Consider the following 19272-nt stretch of genomic DNA (forward strand, 5'->3'; position numbering starts at 1 on the left):
TTGCCTGAAGGCAGGACAGCCCTTAACGCAGCTCTTTTACCATCTCGGACAACACGGTCAGTATATCCCCGGCCAGTTGCGCGGAGCGCTTGCCTGACCAGCCGGTGACCGGGTCTGGCGCGTTGTCGTGATCCTTGAACGGCATTTCCAGGGTCAGTGACAGGCACTTGTAGCGTTCGCCCACAGCATTGGCGGCCAGGTTCATGTTGGCCTGACCGGGCGCGCTGCGTGGATAGCCATGAGTCGTCTGGAAGTTGTCGCTGACCTCGCACAGGCGGCTGCGAAATCGCTCTTCAAGCTGGCGTTGCTGTGCGCTATACCCCGGATTACCTTCGCAGGCGGCAGTGAATACGTAGGGGATTTCCTCGTCGCCGTGCACGTCGAGGAACATGTCCACGCCGTACTTTTCCATCTGCTGCCTGATGAAAGACACTTCCGGACTCAGCGCTTCGGTACTGTCCTGCCAGGCACGATTAAGGTCCTTGCCGTTGGCGTTGGTGCGCAAGTGGCCATGAAAGGCACCGTCCGGGTTGACGTTCGGTACCAGGTAAAGATCCGCTTCTGCCAGCAATTGCTGCAGCGCGGCGTCATCCTTTTGCTGGAGGCGTTCGATTACGCCCTCCATGAACCATTCGGCCATGTGTTCGCCAGGGTGCTGCTGAGCAATCATCCAGATCCTGCGTTTGCCTTCGGCACCGTTGCCTTTGCGCAGCAGTTGAATATCCCGACCCTCGACGCTTTTGCCGACAGCCAGCAACTGCGCACCGGCTTTTTCCTGCGCCTGTTCGATCAGCCACTCATGGCGTTCGCGGCTGTAGGGTTCGAAGTACGCAAACCAGACTTGCGGCTGGTCCGGGGCCAGGCTGAAATTCAGCGCCTTGCCGTCGAAATCCGACGCTACCCGAAACCAGTTCTCATGGTCGTAGGACGCCACGGCGTTGTAGCCGGTCCAGGCACTGTTGAACGTGGATTCGCTGGCATTGGTCAGGCTGAAGCCATAGGTCTGGCCGACGTTCAGGCCTTCTGCCTTGAAATGAAACCACTGGAAATGCGCGCTTTGCGTGTCGGGCCGAATCGCCAGCCTGATATGCGCCGGGTCGCTTGCGTCGAGAACCTGAATGTTGCCGCTGTCGAAATCTGAACCAATAGTGAGAGTCAAGATAGGTGCCTGCTTGCGTAGATGCCTTTTCAGGCCACTACTGTACACCGATCAACATCGCGCCCTGCGACGTAAACTTCACTGCAACGGTCATCTGCGCCTCAGGATATGGCCTCGGCGGTGACCATCAGGCTGCAGATGAAGGCGGTCAGCAGGCACCAGATCAGATACACACTGCGCTTGCGCCGATGCCAGCCGGATGCGCCGAGCAGCGAGGCGGGCGCCTGCAACTGACGCCACAGTCGCTCGCTGTTCTGGAAGGCCGAAAGGTGCGCGGCGTCGGCGTCCAGCCAGTGGCGAAATTCGATGCGTTCGCTGGCGGTTGCCGCTGGGCTCTGCAGGTGCACATACCAGCGACTGGCCTGATTCTGAATGGCAGCCTGAATGGCAGCGCTTGGGGTGTCTGCCGCGCCAGGTACGTGGGCCTTGCCCAGCGCACGAAGCATCGCACGCTCTACCCGGGCGATATCGACGTTCATGAAGCGCGCGATGTCGGGATAGGCCAGTCCGTCGAGTCGGCTGAGCAGGAATATCTGCCGGGTCCGGCGCGAGAGCTTGCCCAGTCGGTGACCGAGTTCAATGGCCTGCAGCGTGGGTTGCGGCTCGGGCACGCGGACAGGGAGGTGCAGTAGAGACGAGAGCTGATTACTCATGATGTATAGCTCGCTGATCGTCCATGGGAGTCTTCCTTGTGATGTCGGGTAGCGTCCGTGACAAGAATAGACTAGTGAATACGAGAATCATTCTCAAGTGAAAAGTCGCAGCAATTACTTTTTATCTGCCGCATCGTGGCGTTTTTGCCCTAAAAGCATGGCCTTGATCGAGTGGCCTTTGCTATGATCCGCGTCATTGCAACACACCGCGCAACACCCAGACTTCATTAGCCTGAAGCAGCGAAACCATAAAGAAAGAACCAAAAAAAGACCCGGCAAAAAGCCGGGTCAAAAACCGTGATTAGCCTGATGAGGAGATAATCAGGAAGCCGACCTAAGACTTCCCGGTTATCCAGCGAGTCTCGCGACCCGCTGATGCAATAATAATCATTATCATTTGCAAGTCAAATGTTTTTATTGCCCTCATTGATACCGATAATCCGCCAGCGCTCGCTCGGCGGATTTTCTTTTCTGGCTTCTCCCCGATATCGCCTAGTCCAGCGGCAGCTCCGTGGTGCGCTTCACCGTGCTCATGGCGATGTTTGAATGGGCTTCGTGGACGTGGGGCAATTGCAGCAAATGATCGCGCAGAAAGCGCTCGTAGCTGGCGATGTCCTGAGCGACCACCTTGAGCATGAAATCCATCCCCCCGGCCATCGTGTAGCACTCCAGCACCTCGGGGTGGCCGATGATCGCCTCCTCGAACTCCGCCAGATAGCGACGGCCATGGCCTGACAGCTTGACCTCGACGAACACCGTCATGCTCAGTCCCAGCTTCTGGGTGCTGAGCAGGGCGACCGTGCGTTCGATCACCCCGTCTTCCTGAAGGCGGTGAATGCGTCTCCAGCAGGGCGATTGCGACAGCTCGACGCGTTCGGCGATTTCCGCTGCCGACAGGCTGGCGTCATGTTGCAGCAGACGAAGAATCCTGCGATCGATAGGGCTCAATTTTGGCTGCATGAATTGACCTTGTTTTTTGTTCTGGCCGAAAAAAGCATGCTGAATATCAGCAGATTTGCGCGCATTTAGAAAGAAAAAGCCTCTTTGCTGCTGGCAGTCTAGTTGCAAGGCTGCCGGGCAGGACCGTCCCGGTGCAAATGACCTGACTTATAAGAACAAGAGAGGTATGCGCATGTCCCTGGCTGATATTCGTCTGGATGATAAATACCGGCTTGCCACCGGCAATCTGTACCTGACCGGCACACAGGCCCTGACCCGCCTGCCGATGCTGCAAAAGCAGCGCGATGAGGCGCAGGGCCTGAACACTGCCGGGTTCATCTCTGGCTACCGCGGTTCGCCGCTGGGTAATCTGGACAAGAGCCTTTGGGACGCCAAGGACTACCTGCAACAAAACGCCATCCATTTTCAGCCGGGCATCAACGAAGAACTGGCCGCCACGGCGGTCTGGGGCAGTCAACAGGTCAACCTGTTCCCGCATGGCAAGTACGATGGCGTGTTCGCCCTCTGGTACGGCAAGGGGCCGGGCGTAGATCGTTGCGGTGATGTGTTCAAGCACGGCAACTCGGCCGGTGTTGCGGCCAATGGCGGCGTGCTGATCCTGGCGGGCGACGACCACGGCTGCAAATCATCGACCATCGCTCACCAGAGCGAGCATGCGTTCATCGCCTCGATGATCCCCGTGCTCAACCCCAGTAATGTCCAGGAGATTCTCGACTACGGCATCATTGGCTGGGAGCTGTCGCGCTACAGCGGTTGCTGGGTGGCGATGAAGACCATTGCCGAGAACGTCGACTCTTCCGCGGTGGTCGAGGTCGATCCATTGCGGATCAAAACCCGTATCCCTGAAGACTTCGACATACCCGAAGGCGGTTTGCACATCCGCTGGCCGGACCCGCCGCTGGCTCAGGAGGCCCGACTCAATACCTACAAGATCTACGCCGCCAGGGCCTTCGCGCGCGCCAACCAGTTGAACAAGGTGGTGATCGATTCTGCGCAACCCCGGCTGGGGATCATCACCACCGGCAAGTCCTATCTGGACGTGCGGCAGGCCCTCGAAGAGCTGGGTATCGATCAGGAGCTGTGCGAGAAGGTCGGGATTCGCGTGCTCAAGGTCGGCATGAGCTGGCCGCTGGAACCGGTGTCGGTGCACGATTTTGCCGAAGGGCTGGACGAAATTCTGGTGGTCGAGGAAAAACGCAGTGTCATTGAAGACCAGCTGACCGGTCAGCTCTACAACTGGCCTGTTGAACGGCGGCCAGTGGTGGTCGGCGAGTTCGATGAGCAGGGCCGTTCACTGCTGCCGAACCTCAGTGAGCTGACCCCGGCGATGATTGCCAGGGTGATCGCCAAACGCCTCGCGCCGTTCTATAGCAGCCCGCAGATCGACGCGCGCCTGCAGTTTCTCAGCGACAAGGAGCAAGCGTTGCAGGCACCGCTGTTCACTACCCAGCGCACCCCGCATTTCTGCTCCGGCTGCCCGCATAACACCTCGACACGGGTTCCGGAGGGCAGTCGCGCCCTGGCCGGGATCGGCTGCCATTACATGACCATCTGGATGGATCGCGAAACCGATACGTTCACCCAGATGGGCGGCGAGGGCGTGACCTGGATCGGTCAGGCACCGTTCACCGAAACTCCGCACGTTTTCCAGAACCTGGGCGACGGTACCTATTTTCACTCGGGGCACCTGGCGCTGCGTGCGGCAGTGGCCTCCAAGGTCAACATTACTTACAAGATTCTCTACAACGATGCGGTGGCCATGACCGGTGGCCAGCCGATCGACGGCGTGCTGCGCGTCGATCAACTGAGCCGTCAGGTGTTCAACGAAGGCGTGCTGCGCATCGCGCTGGTTTCCGACGAGCCGGACAAGTACCCGAGTCGTGAGGACTTCGCGCCGATTACCACCTTTCATCACCGGCGCGACCTGGACAGCGTGCAGCGCGAGTTACGCGAGTTCAAAGGCGTGTCGGTCATCATCTACGACCAGACCTGCGCCACCGAAAAGCGCCGCCGTCGCAAACGCGGCACCATGCCTGACCTGGAAAAGCGCGCGTTGATCAACCCGGCGGTGTGCGAAGGCTGCGGCGATTGTGGGGTGAAATCCGGATGCCTGTCTGTGCTGCCCAAGGAAACGGCACAGGGGCGCAAGCGCGAAATCGATCAGAGCGCCTGCAATAAGGATTTCAGTTGCGTCGAGGGTTTCTGCCCAAGCTTCGTTACGGTGCATGGCGGCAAACTGCGCAAACCTGTGTTGCCCAAGCAGGTCGAGGCGTTCGCGCGTCTGCCAGAACCGGCACTGCCGTCGCTCGACAGGCCGTTCAATATTCTCCTGCCGGGTGTCGGCGGCACAGGGGTGACCACCGTCGGCGCGATGCTGGGCTATGCCGCGAATCTGGAAGGCAAGGGCTGCAGCGTGCTTGATCAGGCCGGTCTGGCACAGAAATTCGGTCCGGTGGTCAGCCATATCCGCATTGCCGCGCGCCAGGAGGATCTGTTCGCCGTGCGTATCGCCGCCGGTGAAGCGCACCTGCTGCTCGGCTGTGACTTGCTGGTGGCTGCCGGCCCGGATGCGATCGCCAAGCTCGACAGCAAGATTTCCCATGCGGTGGTCAACAGCCAGCAAACACCGACCGCCGAGTTCACGCGCAATCCGGATGCCGTGTTCCCGGCCGAGGCCATGAAGCAGACCATCATCGAGGCGGTCGGCGCGGCGAAGACCCACTTTGTCGAAGCCACCTCGCTGGCCACCCGATTGATGGGCGACAGCATCGCCAGCAACCTGTTCATGCTCGGCTATGCGTTCCAGCTGGGCCTGATTCCATTGACCTCGGCGGCCATCGAGAAGGCCATCGAACTCAACGGCGTTGCGGTCAACCTGAATCAGCAGGCGTTTCTCTGGGGCCGTCGTACCGCGCATGATCCCGCCGCCGTGGAGGCCTTCGTCAATCCGCAAGACAAGGTCAGCGAGCCGCAACCGATGGACCTTGATCAGCGTATCCAGAGCAACGTCGATGCCTTGAAGCAGTATCAGAACGCGGCTTACGCCAAGCGCTATCTGGCGTTGGTGCAACGCGTACGCGACAGCGAATCGCGGGCGTTCCCCGGTCAGCAGCCGACGCTGACCGAGGCTGTGGCGTTCAATTACTTCAAATTGCTGGCGTACAAGGACGAATACGAAGTGGCGCGGCTGTACAGCAACGGCGAGTTTGCCCGCCAGTTGCAGGCGCAGTTCGAAGGTGACTATCGACTGGAGTTTCATCTGGCACCGTCGTGGCTGGCCAAGCGCGACCCGCACACGGGCCTGCCACGCAAACGCAGCTTTGGCCCGTGGATGCTGCGCGCTTTCGATGTGCTGGCGGCGTTCAAATTTCTCCGTGGTACGGCGCTCGATCCGTTCGGTCGCAGCCTTGAGCGTCAGCAGGAGAGGGCGCTGATTGATCGCTATGTCAGCGATGTCGAACTGATCCTGCAGCACCTTCAGGCGCAGAATCGCCACACCGCCTTGAGTCTGGCACGCCTGCCGGAACGCATTCGCGGCTATGGCTACATCAAGGAAAGCGCCATGAAAGCAGCTGCCGTGCAGGCCGATATTCTGCGCAAGAGCCTGGAAAGCGGCGAAGTGGCCGCGCCGAAGCTGTATGAGGCGGCTGCCTGAGGAGGGCAATACCAATCAGCGTGCCAGCTCAGCGTTGGCACGCTTTTCATTACGCAATGCGATCGTCGTGCCGCGTAGAGGTACTGACTACACCGGCCTGAACAGGTGGGCATGCCCGGCGCGGTACAGCGAGGACTCGCTAAAGGTGTCATCGGCAAGCACACGTCCGACCAGAATCAGCGCTGTACGGCGAAAGCCCTTGGCCTGTACCTTTTCCTGAATATCCGCCAGCGTGCCAACGGCCCAGTCCTGATCCGGCCAGCTGGCGCGGTGCACCACGGCAATCGGGCAGTCGGCGCCGTAATGTGGCACGAGCTCTTCGACGATCCGCTGCAGGTTGTTCACCCCCAGATGAATCGCCATTGTTGCCCGATGGCTGGCCAGACTGGCCAGTTCCTCGCCGCTGGGCATTGAGGTCTTGTCGGCATAGCGGGTCAGAATCACGCTTTGCGAAACGTCCGGCAGGGTCAGCTCGACGCCCAGCAATGCAGCGCAGGCAGCGGTCGCGGTCACTCCCGGAATGATTTCGAACGGAATGCCCAGTTCGCGCAGATGGCGGATCTGCTCGCCGATAGCGCCATACAGGCTCGGGTCTCCGGAGTGCACGCGTGCGACATCCTGGCCCTGTGCGTGTGCGCGCTTGATCAGCTCGATGATCTGCTCCAGATGCAGCTCGGCGCTGTTGGTCACCTGCACGGCCTGATGACCTTCCAGCACAGCGAGGGGGACCAGCGAGCCTGCGTAGATAATGACCGGGCAGTTGCGAATCAGGCGTTGTCCCTTGACGGTGATCAGCTCCGGATCGCCAGGGCCTGCGCCGATGAAATAGACAGTCAATGAATTCTCCGGGGTGAATGAGCGCGGGGAGATTATCCGCTGTGCGCAGGGCTGATTGCCAAGGCAAATGTGGCCTGCGCGCTTTTCTGTCGTTCTATCAGCAGCGTGGCCGTACCGTCTCCCAGTTGCGCCGCCAGTGCCAGGGCCGAGCCTTCGGCGACGCCATGACAGCCAGTGCTCTGGAAGACCTGCGCAGAGCGGTGCGTGAGGTGCAGTTCCCACGCTACCAGTTGCGCGGCGTTGAAGCATACCAGTGGCACTGCCAGTTGCCCGGCCAGCTCAAGCAGACCGGGCTCGGTTTGTTTCAGGTCGATGGACGCCAGCGCGGTCACCCGGGCAATGTCCAGCTCAAGTGCCTGCAGGCTTTGCTCAAGCAGATCGCGCAACAGCGCAGCCGAGCAGCCGCGCCGACAGCCCAGCCCGGCGACCAGAGGTGCGCCGGGTTGAAGGGTAACTGGATCAGGCCTGATGCAGGTCGACATGGTCGGCGTGCACATCGTTTTTGCGGAACAGCCAGGCACTGATCAATCCCAGAGCGACCCAGAACAGCGCGTTGGTCAGCAGCGAGGCCATCATGAACTGCGATTCCAGAGCCTCGGGAGCCAGGCTTTCATGGACCAGCGGCTGTGGCGCGCCAAGCACATGCGGGACCAGCAGAATCGCCACACCCAGTGCTTTGAGCAGCCAGTTCTGGCCGAACACCAGCAAGGCCAGCCCGACGGCAGTCGACGCAGCAGCGCCGAGCCACCATAGCTGACGCTGACTCAACTCGGCGGCGGCCGTGCCTGGCAGTTCGGGTGGCAGGCCAAGGGTCGGGGCCAGCACGAACACGGCAAAACCGGCCAGCCCCCACCATGCGCCTTGCACGGTGCGACCCGGTGCCCGCAGGGTGTAAAGCCCGGCAAGCATCAGCGCAAAGCCCACCGCGACCACCAGGTTGCCGCCGGTGGTGGACAGCACACGCTGCCAACCGTTTTCGGGCTCCCAGGCCGCTTCTTCATGGGCATGGCTGTGTTCGGCCAACGCGCCGTCCGTGTGCTGATGCAGTTGCTCGGCAGGCGCGTTTTCGTAGGTCTCGGCCTGCTGGATCAGCGGCACCACCCACAGGCTTTGCAGCAGGGTCAGCAGCAGGGCGGCGAGCAGGCCGGTGAAACCTGCGGTGTAGGCGATTCGCTTGAACATTGTGTAGCCCTCAATGGCAAGGAAAGGCAGCGCTGTGACGGGTGTCGTGTGCCGCGTTGTGCACGGCCGCGATGTGCGAGAAACCGGCGAAGTACACCAGGCAGGCGCCGAGAAGCGCAGCGCTGATGGCGGCTGTCAGGCGTTGAGTGCGTGTGGAGCTGGGCGCGGCGGCGTGGCTGCTGATGGTCGACATGGCGTTCCCTCTTGTTGGTAATCGGCAAGTGGGCCACGCGCAAAAGAACCTGCCGGCAGATACCGGAGGTTTCAACTGCGCCCGCCCACCGCGGGTTTGTCATTGCAAGCATATCGGGCCGGTCTCCGGGCTCGCGAGGGGCCAGGACGTCAGTGCGTCAAAGCCTGCAAGGTCACCTTCCCATGCCAGCGGCACAGTGGATCAGACCTACTCTCGCTTACCGTTGCGGGGGCAGCACCGGACTTGCTCGACAACGCGAGCGCACCGGTTTCCCGTTTCACCCCGTGAGGGGCACCCGAAACAAGGCGCACAGGAGAGCATGGGCGGCGGGGCAGCGTCAATCTGAACGATTGACCTGTCTGCAGTCACTGCGTAGCCTTGCTGACTCGAGGTTCTCCCCGGGTAAAACATCACCCAGTGGAGCTAAGACGGGAATGCGGTACAAGCCGCAGCTGCCCCCGCAACTGTAAACGGTCATGTTCATTGCACAGCCACTGCTGCGGCGGGAAGGCGCGATGAATGCGTGTCGGCGTTTCTCACTGCCTGCCGCACGCCGCCGTGAGCCAGGAGACCTGCCTCGAACGGGCCACACATGCTGCGGCCCTGGAGAATTCTCACTACAACCGGGCGGGGTGATCCGGTGGCGATCCGATCTGCGTGTCATGCATGCGGTTCTCGTCCTGTTTGCCCGCCGCATTGCCAAAGGGCACCTGATGAAAACACTGGCCAAGCTTCCCGTCACCATCGTCACCGGCTTCCTCGGCTCGGGCAAGACCACCCTGTTGCGGCACATGCTCGACAACGCCGAAGGGCGGCGCATTGCGGTCATCGTCAATGAGTTCGGCGAGCTGGGCATCGACGGAGAAATCCTCAAGCAGTGCACGATCGGCTGCACCGAAGAAGAAGCCAACGGCCGGGTGTACGAACTGGCCAACGGCTGCCTGTGCTGCACCGTGCAGGAAGAGTTCTTCCCGGTCATGCGCGAACTGGTCGCGCGCCGTGGTGATCTGGACCATATCCTGATCGAAACCTCGGGGCTGGCGCTGCCCAAGCCGCTGGTCCAGGCTTTTCAATGGCCGGAAATCCGCAACGCCTGCACGGTCGATGCGGTGATTACGGTGGTCGACAGCCCGGCGGTACTGGCTGGTACTTTCGCTGCCTTCCCTGATCAGGTCGATGCGCAGCGCAAACTTGATCCCAACCTGGACCACGAGTCGCCCCTGCACGAACTGTTTGCCGATCAACTGGCCAGCGCTGATCTGGTGATCCTCAACAAGGCCGACATGATCGACGCCGAAGGTCTGGCGACGGTGCGTGCCGAAGTTGCCGAAGAGTTGCCGCCTGCGGTCAAGGTGATCGAAGCCAGCAGTGGTCGCCTGCCGATCAGCGTGTTGCTGGGTGTCGGTGCCGAGTCGGAACTGCATATCGATGCGCGCAAGACCCACCATGATCACCACGACGATGACGATCATGATGACCACGATCACGACGCGTTCGATTCGATATCCCTGAAACTGCCGCAAGCTGACGAGAAAGTCCTGCTCGATGCACTGAATCAGTTGGTGGTGCAGCACGGCATTCTTCGTGTGAAGGGCTTCGCGGCCATTCCCGGCAAGCCGATGCGCCTGCTGATTCAAGGTGTCGGGACGCGTTTCGACAAGCACTTCGACCGCGCCTGGCGTGCCGATGAAGAGCGTGCCACACACTTGGTGCTGATTGGTCAGGAGCTGGATGCCGCAGCCCTGCAAGCGCAACTCAACGCTGCGATTGCCGGCTGACCCATGCATTTACTGAGAACCCAGCCCGGCGGTTTCGTACCTGACGACAATATTGCCGATCTGGGTCAGACCCCGGCCGAGCTGGTGATTCTCTGCAGCGGCGACTCCAGCCTGGCGCTGCTGGCCGAGGCTGCCCGGCAGCTCCCCGAAGACTACCCCAGCCTGCGTCTGGCCAACCCGATGCAGGTCCAGAATCACGCCTCTGTCGACCTGTACGTCGATGAAGTGCTGCGTCACGCAAAGGTCATCCTGATTTCTCTGCACGGCGGTATTGGCTACTGGCGCTACGGCGTCGAGCGGCTGATGGAGCTCGCGGCACGCGGCGTTCAGGTCATTCTGGTGCCGGGTGATGACCGCCCTGATCCAGAGCTGAGTGATTTGAGCACCGTGCCTGCCGTAGAGCGCGACCGACTCTGGCAGTTTTTGCGTCAGGGCGGCCTGCAAAACGCGCTGCAACTGTACAACTGCATGGCCAGTCGCTGGCTGGACCGCGATTATTCCTGGGTCGAGCCCGCGCCGTTGCCGCGCATGGCGATCTACCATCCGCGTTTGGCAAGCGCGCAGCTTGCCGATTGGCAGGCAGACTGGCTTGCCGAGCAGCCGGTGGTAGCGCTGCTGTTCTATCGCTCGCACCTGCAGGCCGCCAATACCGGTTTCATCGATGAGTTCTGTGTGCGCTTGCAGGCGCAAGGCATCAACCCGCTGCCCATAGCCGTGGCCAGCCTCAAGGAGCCCGGCTGTTTCACTCAGGTGGAGGACTGGCTGGATGAGGCTGAAACCGAGCTGATCCTCAATACCACCGGTTTTGCCCAGTCGAGTCCGGAAGCGCCGCATCTGCGGCCGTTTCGGCGCAACGTGCCGGTCATTCAGGCCATCTGCGCGCAGGACAACGAGCCTGCCTGGCAGGCCAGCGAACAGGGCCTTGGCGCTCGTGATCTGGCGATGCACATTGCCTTGCCGGAGCTGGACGGACGGATCATCAGCCGGCCGATCAGCTTCAAGGACCTGGCCTGGCGCAGTGAGCGCAGCCAGTCGGACGTGGTCTGCTACCGCGCCCAGCCGGACCGGATGGATTTCGTCGCGCAACTGGCGCGGCGCTGGATCGAGCTTGCGCGCCTGCCCAATGGCGAAAAGCGCGTGGCGCTGATCCTCGCCAACTACCCGACTCGCGACGGGCGGATCGGCAATGGTGTGGGGCTCGATACGCCTGCTGCGGCGCTGAATATCCTGCGCGCCATGCAGGCAGAGGGCTATCCGCTGGCGCCGTTGCCGGACACTGGCACTGAACTGATCCAGCAACTGCTCGGCGGCGTGACCAATGATCTGGACAGTATCGACCAACGCCCGTGTCACCAGAGCATGGCGCTGGAGGAATACCTGGCGGCGTTCAACGAACTGCCGCAGGAAAATCGCGACGCGGTGAACGCCCGTTGGGGCACGCCGGACACCGATCCGATGTTTCGCAGCGGCCGGATGATGATCGCCGGGCTGCGCTTTGGTCTCACCTTCATCGGGATTCAACCGGCACGGGGTTATCAGGTCGACCCGAGCGCGGTGTATCACGACCCGGATCTGGTTCCACCTCATGGCTATCTGGCGTTCTACTTCTGGCTACGCAAGGCCTACGGCGCGCATGCGGTGGTGCATGTCGGCAAGCACGGCAACCTCGAATGGCTGCCCGGCAAGGGTGTGGGGTTGTCGCGAACCTGCTGGCCGGACGCGGTGCTGGGCGCCATGCCGAACATCTATCCGTTCATCGTCAACGATCCGGGCGAGGGCGCACAGGCCAAGCGGCGCACTCAGGCGGTCATCATCGATCACTTGATGCCGCCGCTGACCCGCGCGGAGACCTACGGCCCGTTACGCAATCTGGAACTGCTCGCCGACGAATTCTACGAAGCGCAATTGCTCGATCCGCGCCGCGCGCGCGAGCTGCAGCGTGACATTCTCGAGCTGGTCCGTGAAACCCATATCGACCGCGAACTGGCGCTTGGCGAGAACCTCGACAGCGATGCCGACGCGGCGCTCTGGCTGCCACGGCTGGACACTTACCTGTGTGACCTGAAGGAATCGCAGATTCGCGATGGTCTGCATATCTTCGGTCAATCGCCGCAAGGTCGTCTGCGCATCGATACCTTGCTGGCCCTGCTGCGTATTCCGCGTGGTGACGGGCGTGGCGCGCAGTCCAGTCTGTTGCGTGCGTTGAGCAAGGCGTTCGAGCTGGACTTCGACCCGCTGAACTGCGAATTGGCCGAACCCTGGACCGGCCCGCGTCCCGCTGCATTGCAGGCCCTGAGCAGCGATCCCTGGCGCAGTGCCGGCGATGCTCGAGAGCGGCTGGAGCTTTACGCCGCCATCCTTATCGAACGCGTCATCCAGGGCGAAGCGTTGACTGACTTGCCTGCACACGATGATCTGGCCCAGATCCTCGACAGCCTGCGTGACGTCGTCGCACCGCGTCTGGATGCCTGCGGCCCCGGCGAAATGCAGGGCATGCTTGATGCCCTGAGTGGTCGTTTCGTGCCGGCAGGTCCCAGCGGCGCGCCGAGCCGGGGGCGTCTGGATGTGCTGCCCACCGGCCGCAACTTTTTTACCGTGGATGTGCGCAACCTGCCGACCACCACGGCCTGGCGAATCGGCTTCCAGTCCGCCAATCTGCTGCTGGAACGACACCTCCAGGACCATGGTGACCACCTGCGCCAGTTGGGCCTCTCGGTGTGGGGCACGGCGACCATGCGTACCGGCGGTGACGACATCGCCCAGGCCATGGCGCTGATGGGCGTGCGTCCGGTGTGGGCGACGGGCAGTCAGCGGGTCGATGACTTCGAGATTCTGCCGATCAGCCTGCTCGACCGCCCACGAGTGGACGTGACACTGCGGGTCTCCGGCTTCTTCCGTGACGCGTTCGCCAACCTCATCAAGCTGTTCGACGCTGCGGTGCAGGCCGTCGCGGCGCTTGACGAGCCCGACGACCTGAACCCGCTGGCGGCCAGGGTCCGTGAAGAACGGCAGGGCTTCATCGCAGAAGGTCTGAATGAAGACGAAGCGGCGCGTCAGGCTGGCTGGCGGATATTTGGTGCCAAACCCGGTGCCTATGGCGCTGGCGTGCAGGGTGCTATCGATGGCCGCCTGTGGCAGAGCCGCGATGACCTTGCCGAGGTTTACCTGAACTGGGGCGGTTACGCCTATGGCGCTGCCGATGAAGGTACGCCCGCACGCCAGCGCTTTGCCCAGCGGCTTTCTCAGGTGCAGGCGGTGCTGCAGAATCAGGACAATCGCGAACACGATCTGCTCGACTCAAACGACTACTACCAGTTTCAGGGCGGCATGCTTGCCGCTTCGGAAAGCCTCAGCGGGCAGAAGACCGCCAGTTACCACGGCGATCACAGCCAGCCCGACCTGCCGAAAATCCGTACCCTCAAGGAAGAGCTGAACCGGGTGATACGTTCGCGCGCAGCGAATCCGAAATGGATCGAAGGGGCCAAGCGCCATGGTTACAAGGGGGCGTTCGAGATGGCCGCGACCGTGGATTTCCTGTTCGCGTTCGATGCGACCACCGAGCTGATCGATGATCACCAGTACGCGCTGCTCGCCGACGCCTATCTGCTGGACCCGGCGACTCGCGATTTCATCGCTCAGCACAATCCTGATGCCTTGCGCGACATGACCGAGCGCATGCTCGAAGCCCAGCAGCGCGGCCTCTGGCAGGAGCCTGGCGAGTATCAGCAGGCGCTGGAAGACCTGCTCCTGGACATAGAAGAGAACTGATGACCGTGTCTGATTCAACGATGAGTGAAACTCCGCATTTTCCGCTGGCCGCTGTGGTCGGTGCTGATGACCTGAAACTGGCGTTATGCCTGACTGCCATCGACCCGCGCATCGGCGGCGTGTTGATCGAAGGGCCGCGGGGCATGGCCAAATCGACGCTGGCCCGCGGGCTGGCCGATGTGCTGGCCAGCGGTCAGTTCGTCACCTTGCCGCTGGGTGCTACCGAAGAGCGTCTGGTCGGCACGCTGGACCTTGACGCCGCACTGAGCGAGGGTCGCGCGCGCTTCTCTCCGGGCGTGCTGGCCAAGGCCGACGGCGGCGTGCTGTATGTCGATGAGGTCAACCTGCTTGCCGACCATCTGGTCGACCTGCTGCTGGACGTCGCGGCCAGCGGCGTCAACCTGGTCGAGCGCGACGGTATCTCCCATCGTCATGCTGCGCGTTTCGTGCTGATCGGTACCATGAACCCCGAAGAAGGTGAATTGCGCCCGCAGTTGCTGGACCGCTTTGGCCTCAATGTGGCGCTGAGCGGTCATACACTGCCTGCCGAGCGCAGCCAGATCATCCGTCGCCGTCTGGATTTCGACACCGATCCGCAGGGCTTCTGCCAGCAGTGGCAAGCGCAGCAGGATGCCTTGAAGCTGCGCTGTGAACAGGCCCGTCAGCTATTGTCGAGCATCGAACTGGATGACCAGTCGCTGGCAATGATCACCGAGCGTTGCTTTGCCGCAGGTGTCGACGGCATGCGTGCCGATCTGGTCTGGCTGCGGGCTGCGCGTGCTCATGCGGCGTGGCGGGGTGCCGGGCACATTGAAGAGCAGGACATCGAAGCGGTTGCCGAATTTGCCTTGCGTCACCGGCGTCGCGAGCCCTCACCGCCACCGCAGAATTCCGAGGCGCCGCCACCGCCTCCGGGCTCGTCCAGCAAACAGGCCGAGCCTGACGGCGGGCAGGGCAGCTGGGGTGAGTTGCCCGCCCAGGCCGTCACGACCGGCTCACGCCGCGAAGTGCCGAGCTGGCCAAAAAAGCCCTAGGCATCCGTCCCCGCGCCATACAGGGGGCGGATGCCATTCCCCGTCCCGGTCGACTGGCCTGCGGCAGGCAGGGCGCTGTGCGTGTCGGTGCTGATGGCCCGGTGCAATGGCTACCGACCTTTCTGCGCGGTCAGCCGAAGAGCCACAAGGATTTGGTTCGCCAGCCGCGCAGCAGCCGGCCCAGCGAGTTATTGCTGGTGATTGTCGATGCTTCGGCGTCTACCCGCCGCCATCAGGCGTTGAGTCAGGCCAAGGGCCTGCTGTCGCAGATGTTCGACGATGCCTATCGACGCCGCGCGCGGCTGGCCTTACTGACCGCCAGCGGCACTGCGCCACGCTGGCAACATCAGGGGCTGAAGGCCTCATCGGCGTTGACACCCTGGCTGGATGCACTGGGGGCTGGCGGTGGTACGCCGTTGCCGGAAGCGCTGCGACAGGCAGCTGAATGGCTGGGGCAACGGCAAAAACGCTATCCGGCCGAACAGCAGCGGGTTCTGGTGCTGACCGATGGCCGGATCAAGTCGTTACCGGCACTCCCTGCGTTCGACTGCGCCAGCTTGCTGATCGATATCGAGAAAGGCCCGATCCGCCTGGGAAGGGCGCGGGAACTGGCATCGAGTCTGGGGGCTGAGTACCGGCACATCGATGAGTTGAAGCGGGTCTGAGGGTGGGGAACCCCTCAGGCCAGGCTCTCTTGCCGATGCTCTGCGGGGGTGGCGCGCGCAGAGCATGGCACTGAAAACACACCTCTGTGGGCGCGGCAAGGGCGGCGATCCCACGGGGTTTTCCATTACGCCAAGCGGGGAGCCCGCTCAGTCAGCCATCAAGCCGGCATGGTCCACGGCTCAAGGTCGTAGCCTTCGTTGCTGATTTCTGCACGGGCCTGTTCCAGCGCGCTGGCCAGTTGGCGCTTGTCGGAATAGGTGCTGCTCGGGATCTGCTTGCGACCGATACGGTTGCTGGTGCGGTCGATCACCGTCAGGCTCAGTTCGCCGTTACCGTCCTGTGGTGCCCAGGCAACACACTGGAAGGGTTCAAAAGCGTGTCCAGCGATCAGAAGTGCATCGTTGAAGCGCAGTGGGGCGTTCATGGTCGTTTCCTCAAGTGCCCATATCAATTCAGTCTCGGCGGCGGGCTGACCGTCCGGCTGGTTACTTGTGTTGATGAACGACAAGGGGGCATGAGTCACACCGTTCATTGAAAATATTTGCGAATTATTTTTGATGGGGCGCGTGGAAGGCTGCCTGTTGCCGCAAGAACCGGGCAGGTAGCGCACTAATGACAGCAGGTTATGAGCGTTAGACCCAAACGGTACAACGCTGCGTCAAATATTTGCTAGGGTGATGAGTGGGCTCGCCAACAGACTGTTTATAAAAAGCTTTTCAAATCTTCCATACGCCGGGCGCCAAGGAAACCTCATGCATGGATCGGCCCCAACACGACGTCTGTTAATGCTCGACGGCGGTGACGACTGTCATCCATTGATCCCCGTTCTGGTCGAGGCCGGATGGACGGTGCAGGAAAGCCCATCGGGTTCGGCAATCATTGCTGATTGTGATGTAGGCCTGATTCACCTGACCCCCGATCATTTTGAACACTTGCCCAGGCTCGAGGCGCTGTTCATTAACAGCCCGGTGCGCTGGATTGCAGTGCTGGCAGTCAGTGATTTGCGCCGCGAGAAAATCGGTGATTTCGTCTGCCGCTGGTTTTTCGACTTTCATACGCTGCCTTTCGACGCGGATCGGCTGCATGCCTCGCTAGACAGAGCGTTTACGGCCGGGCGGCCGCAATTGCAGGGCTCGCCTTTGCAATTCAGCGTGGAACCCGAGTGGCTCGGCGACAGTCGGCCTGTCCGTGAATTGCGCAGGCTGCTGAGCAAACTGGCGCCCACCGATTCGCCGGTATTGATCAGGGGCGAACGGGGCACGGGCAAGGAACTGATCGCGCGCAGCCTGCATGTTCAGTCCTTGCGACGCGACAAACCCTTTATCGTGGTCGATTGCGCAGCGTCTGACGGGCAGTCGATCCACGCCGTGCTGTTCGGTCATGAGGACGGCGGGTTTGACGATGCTCAGGAACGTAGGGTCGGGTTGCTTGAAGCCGCAGACGGCGGCACGCTGTTGCTCGACGAGGTCGGTGAGCTGCCGCTGGATACCCAGGCGAGCCTGCTGCGCTTTCTCGAAGACCGGCAGATCGAGCGCGTGGACGGTAGCGAACCGATTGCAGTGGATGTGCGGGTGCTGGCCGCGACCCGCGAGGATCTTGAAACGGCGGTGCGCAAAAAGCGCTTTCGCGAGGACCTGTATTACCAGCTCAATGTGCTGCAGGTCGGGGTGGCGCCATTGCGCGAGCGTCATGGCGATCTGGCGTTGCTGGCCAACCATTTCGCCCATTTGTACAGTCAGGAAACCGGCAGGCGGGCGCGCAGTTTCAGTCAGGATGCTTTGGTTGCGCTGGGCAAGCACGATTGGCCGGGCAATGTGCGCGAGCTGGCCGGTCGCGTTCGGCGCGGGCTGGTGCTGGCCGAAGGCAGGCAGATAGAAGCGGCAAATCTCGGCCTGCTGGGTGAGGAGGACAGTGTTGGCAGCATGGGGACGCTGGAGGATTATAAGTCGCGGGCCGAGCGTCAGGCGTTGTGTGACGTGTTGACGCGCCACAGTGACAATTTGAGTGTGGCGGCCAGAGTGCTGGGTATTTCGCGGCCGACGTTTTACCGGCTGTTACACAAGCACCAGATCCGCTGAATCGCCCAGCAACTGCGAGACAGCGGTCAGCGCCTGTACGCGGCGCTGCTCCCAGTTACCGCCCACTACCCGGTAAGCCTGCCGGTGGTGTTCCAGCCATTCCCGGCTGGCGTCGAAAAAGGCCTGGCGTTCACCCAATTGCGGCTGGCAGCGCTGGCCGTCGCTGATCCAGTCAACGCCTTCAGGCGACAGCAGCAGATGCAGGTCATAGGTACGCCTCAGCAGTTGCTGTTCGATCCACGCAGGGCAGTCGCCGAACAGCGTGCGGCTCCAGAGCATGTTGCTCAACAGGTGCGTGTCGAGTATCAGCAAGTCTGGCTCGGCGCCGCGCGCGGCGTCCTCCCAGGCCAGTTGGCCCTGGGCGATGGCCGGAATATCGGCGTAAACGGTATCGCGGCCCTGCTGATCGATGAACTGCCGGACATATTCGCCGACCAGCAGGCCGCCGAACCTGTGTTGTATTTCCGCCGACAGCCAGCTCTTGCCGCTCGACTCGGGGCCGGTGAGAACCAGAACTTTCATCGCGCCAGCGCCAGATCGTTGCGCCACTCGCGCCAGCCCTGTACCGCCAGCAGGGTGAACAAGCCATACAGCGCAGCCGTCAGGTACAACTCTTTGTAGATGAACAAGCCGACGAAAATCACATCGAGCAGGATCCACAGCGGCCAGCACTGAACGCGTTTTTGCGCCATCCAGACCTGCGCCACCAGACTGAACCCGGTCAGCGCGGCGTCCAGCCAGGGCTGTGCCGCATCGGTGAAATGCGCCATGCCTGCCCCCAGTGCGACGCTGACAAGTGCGCCGACCGCCAGCCCCTTGAGCACCGAACGGTTCTGCAAGGTGGTCACGGCTTTGACCGGCAGGCCGTCACCGTGCCGCGTCCATTGCAGCCAGCCATAGACCTGCAGGCCTGCGTAGATGACCTGCAGGAGCATGTCCGAATACAGCTTTACGTCGAAGAATATCCAGATGTAGATCACCACCATGACCAGGCCGATTGGCCAGCACCAGGGATTCTGCTTCACTGTCAGCCAGACCGCGATAACGCCGATGGCGGCAGCGAAGAGTTCAAGCCCGGACATGGCGGCTCCTTGGTGAGGGTAGTGAGGGGCGGGGCCGGCGATTGTATGCGCTTCTGCGCGCTGCGTGCAGCTTGTGTTGCGCCAGACCTTACGTCAGCAGGCTTTGTGCGTGCAGGTCTGCTAGCATTCCGCGCCTTGCATTTGCGCGAGTTTCTTCAAGCTTCGTTCAGGCATGTGGCGGCATAGTGGCAAGCATTTTTTACACGACAACATTAAACAGCGAGCCT

General features: G+C 61.8%; 16 protein-coding genes and 2 riboswitches. Of the genes, 6 read left to right on the plus strand and 10 right to left on the minus strand.

What is annotated here, in order from left to right; translation table 11 throughout:
* Nucleotides 1-22 precede the first annotated feature (22 nt).
* From AO388_RS24610 to AO388_RS24620, 3 genes are all read right to left on the minus strand, one after another.
* Complete coding sequence (locus tag AO388_RS24610) at nt 23-1159, minus strand: M14 family metallopeptidase (protein WP_024662357.1); 1137 nt, start codon at nt 1157-1159, stop codon at nt 23-25.
* 101 nt (nt 1160-1260) lie between these two features.
* Nucleotides 1261-1812 (minus strand): DUF4880 domain-containing protein, encoded by a 552-nt coding sequence (locus AO388_RS24615; protein WP_003350221.1) that lies wholly within the window; start codon nt 1810-1812, stop codon nt 1261-1263.
* A gap of 492 nt (nt 1813-2304) precedes the next feature.
* Nucleotides 2305-2772 (minus strand): Lrp/AsnC family transcriptional regulator, encoded by a 468-nt coding sequence (locus AO388_RS24620; RefSeq protein ID WP_004413813.1) that lies wholly within the window; start codon nt 2770-2772, stop codon nt 2305-2307.
* A 172-nt stretch (nt 2773-2944) separates the two neighbouring features.
* Here AO388_RS24620 and AO388_RS24625 point away from each other — a divergent pair, with 172 nt between their 5' ends.
* Nucleotides 2945-6427 carry an indolepyruvate ferredoxin oxidoreductase family protein gene (locus AO388_RS24625; protein WP_054081107.1) on the plus strand — a complete coding sequence of 1161 codons (3483 nt, stop codon included), beginning with the start codon at nt 2945-2947 and terminating at the stop codon, nt 6425-6427.
* An 87-nt stretch (nt 6428-6514) separates the two neighbouring features.
* Here AO388_RS24625 and cobM read toward each other — a convergent pair whose 3' ends face one another.
* The 4 genes from cobM to AO388_RS24645 are packed head-to-tail and all read right to left on the minus strand — an operon-like array spanning nt 6515 to nt 8639.
* Nucleotides 6515-7264: a precorrin-4 C(11)-methyltransferase gene (gene cobM, locus AO388_RS24630; protein ID WP_003364531.1), complete on the minus strand. Its 750-nt coding sequence runs from the start codon at nt 7262-7264 to the stop codon at nt 6515-6517.
* Nucleotides 7265-7296: 32 nt separating this feature from the next.
* Entirely contained in the window at nt 7297-7746 is a 450-nt protein-coding gene (locus AO388_RS24635) for a cobalamin biosynthesis protein (RefSeq protein WP_044309339.1), read from the minus strand.
* Nucleotides 7724-8446 carry a CbtA family protein gene (locus AO388_RS24640; protein ID WP_046719297.1) on the minus strand — a complete coding sequence of 241 codons (723 nt, stop codon included), beginning with the start codon at nt 8444-8446 and terminating at the stop codon, nt 7724-7726. The genes AO388_RS24635 and AO388_RS24640 overlap by 23 nt, the downstream gene beginning before the upstream one ends.
* 10 nt (nt 8447-8456) lie before the next feature.
* A complete protein-coding gene (locus AO388_RS24645) occupies nt 8457-8639 on the minus strand; it encodes a CbtB domain-containing protein (RefSeq protein WP_003342053.1) in 183 nt (60 codons plus the stop codon).
* 99 nt (nt 8640-8738) lie between these two features.
* A riboswitch (cobalamin riboswitch) is annotated at nt 8739-8953 on the minus strand.
* Nucleotides 8954-9011: 58 nt separating this feature from the next.
* Nucleotides 9012-9233: riboswitch (cobalamin riboswitch) on the plus strand.
* A 119-nt stretch (nt 9234-9352) separates the two neighbouring features.
* Here AO388_RS24645 and cobW point away from each other — a divergent pair.
* From cobW to AO388_RS24665, 4 genes are read left to right on the plus strand one after another with little or no spacing between them, the layout of a single operon-like run.
* Nucleotides 9353-10417, plus strand: a complete 1065-nt coding sequence (gene cobW, locus AO388_RS24650) for a cobalamin biosynthesis protein CobW (RefSeq protein ID WP_011268157.1) — start codon at nt 9353-9355, stop codon at nt 10415-10417.
* A 3-nt stretch (nt 10418-10420) separates the two neighbouring features.
* Nucleotides 10421-14185 (plus strand): cobaltochelatase subunit CobN, encoded by a 3765-nt coding sequence (gene cobN / locus AO388_RS24655; protein ID WP_004413802.1) that lies wholly within the window; start codon nt 10421-10423, stop codon nt 14183-14185.
* The gene (locus AO388_RS24660; RefSeq protein WP_003364520.1) at nt 14185-15219 is read left to right on the plus strand and encodes an ATP-binding protein; all 1035 of its coding nucleotides are present in this window, start codon (nt 14185-14187) and stop codon (nt 15217-15219) included. Before cobN ends, AO388_RS24660 begins: the two co-directional genes overlap by 1 nt.
* A gap of 53 nt (nt 15220-15272) precedes the next feature.
* Nucleotides 15273-15884 carry a vWA domain-containing protein gene (locus AO388_RS24665; RefSeq protein ID WP_042930244.1) on the plus strand — a complete coding sequence of 204 codons (612 nt, stop codon included), beginning with the start codon at nt 15273-15275 and terminating at the stop codon, nt 15882-15884.
* 158 nt (nt 15885-16042) lie between these two features.
* On the opposite strand, the gene AO388_RS24670 is transcribed toward AO388_RS24665, so the two are convergent.
* Nucleotides 16043-16309 carry a hypothetical protein gene (locus AO388_RS24670; RefSeq protein ID WP_003315350.1) on the minus strand — a complete coding sequence of 89 codons (267 nt, stop codon included), beginning with the start codon at nt 16307-16309 and terminating at the stop codon, nt 16043-16045.
* 328 nt (nt 16310-16637) lie between these two features.
* Here AO388_RS24670 and AO388_RS24675 point away from each other — a divergent pair, with 328 nt between their 5' ends.
* Nucleotides 16638-17963 carry a sigma-54-dependent transcriptional regulator gene (locus AO388_RS24675; RefSeq protein WP_004413796.1) on the plus strand — a complete coding sequence of 442 codons (1326 nt, stop codon included), beginning with the start codon at nt 16638-16640 and terminating at the stop codon, nt 17961-17963.
* Here the strand turns inward: AO388_RS24675 and AO388_RS24680 are convergent.
* Both AO388_RS24680 and pnuC read right to left on the minus strand, forming a co-directional pair.
* Nucleotides 17940-18485 carry an AAA family ATPase gene (locus AO388_RS24680; RefSeq protein ID WP_003364515.1) on the minus strand — a complete coding sequence of 182 codons (546 nt, stop codon included), beginning with the start codon at nt 18483-18485 and terminating at the stop codon, nt 17940-17942. The genes AO388_RS24675 and AO388_RS24680 overlap by 24 nt on opposite strands.
* On the minus strand, nt 18482-19045 hold the full coding sequence (gene pnuC, locus AO388_RS24685; protein ID WP_004413793.1) for a nicotinamide riboside transporter PnuC: 564 nt from the start codon (nt 19043-19045) through the stop codon (nt 18482-18484). The genes AO388_RS24680 and pnuC overlap by 4 nt, the downstream gene beginning before the upstream one ends.
* Nucleotides 19046-19272: the final 227 nt, after the last annotated feature.

The sequence above is a fragment of the Pseudomonas sp. ICMP 10191 genome, assembly GCF_001467335.1.
Classification (GTDB): Bacteria; Pseudomonadota; Gammaproteobacteria; order Pseudomonadales; family Pseudomonadaceae; genus Aquipseudomonas; species Aquipseudomonas cerasi.

Excerpts from the sequence above, each read along its gene's own strand:
- AO388_RS24680 (WP_003364515.1), bottom strand. The coding sequence starts at position 18,485 with ATGAAAGTTCTGGTTCTCACCGGCCCCGAGTCGAGCGGCAAGAGCTGG.
- AO388_RS24670 (WP_003315350.1), bottom strand. The coding sequence starts at position 16,309 with ATGAACGCCCCACTGCGCTTCAACGATGCACTTCTGATCGCTGGACAC.
- AO388_RS24635 (WP_044309339.1), bottom strand. The coding sequence starts at position 7,746 with ATGTCGACCTGCATCAGGCCTGATCCAGTTACCCTTCAACCCGGCGCA.
- AO388_RS24625 (WP_054081107.1), top strand. The coding sequence starts at position 2,945 with ATGTCCCTGGCTGATATTCGTCTGGATGATAAATACCGGCTTGCCACC.
- AO388_RS24615 (WP_003350221.1), bottom strand. The coding sequence starts at position 1,812 with ATGAGTAATCAGCTCTCGTCTCTACTGCACCTCCCTGTCCGCGTGCCC.
- AO388_RS24640 (WP_046719297.1), bottom strand. The coding sequence starts at position 8,446 with ATGTTCAAGCGAATCGCCTACACCGCAGGTTTCACCGGCCTGCTCGCC.
- cobW (WP_011268157.1), top strand. The coding sequence starts at position 9,353 with ATGAAAACACTGGCCAAGCTTCCCGTCACCATCGTCACCGGCTTCCTC.
- AO388_RS24675 (WP_004413796.1), top strand. The coding sequence starts at position 16,638 with ATGCATGGATCGGCCCCAACACGACGTCTGTTAATGCTCGACGGCGGT.
- AO388_RS24620 (WP_004413813.1), bottom strand. The coding sequence starts at position 2,772 with ATGCAGCCAAAATTGAGCCCTATCGATCGCAGGATTCTTCGTCTGCTG.
- cobN (WP_004413802.1), top strand. The coding sequence starts at position 10,421 with ATGCATTTACTGAGAACCCAGCCCGGCGGTTTCGTACCTGACGACAAT.
- pnuC (WP_004413793.1), bottom strand. The coding sequence starts at position 19,045 with ATGTCCGGGCTTGAACTCTTCGCTGCCGCCATCGGCGTTATCGCGGTC.
- AO388_RS24645 (WP_003342053.1), bottom strand. The coding sequence starts at position 8,639 with ATGTCGACCATCAGCAGCCACGCCGCCGCGCCCAGCTCCACACGCACT.
- AO388_RS24660 (WP_003364520.1), top strand. The coding sequence starts at position 14,185 with ATGACCGTGTCTGATTCAACGATGAGTGAAACTCCGCATTTTCCGCTG.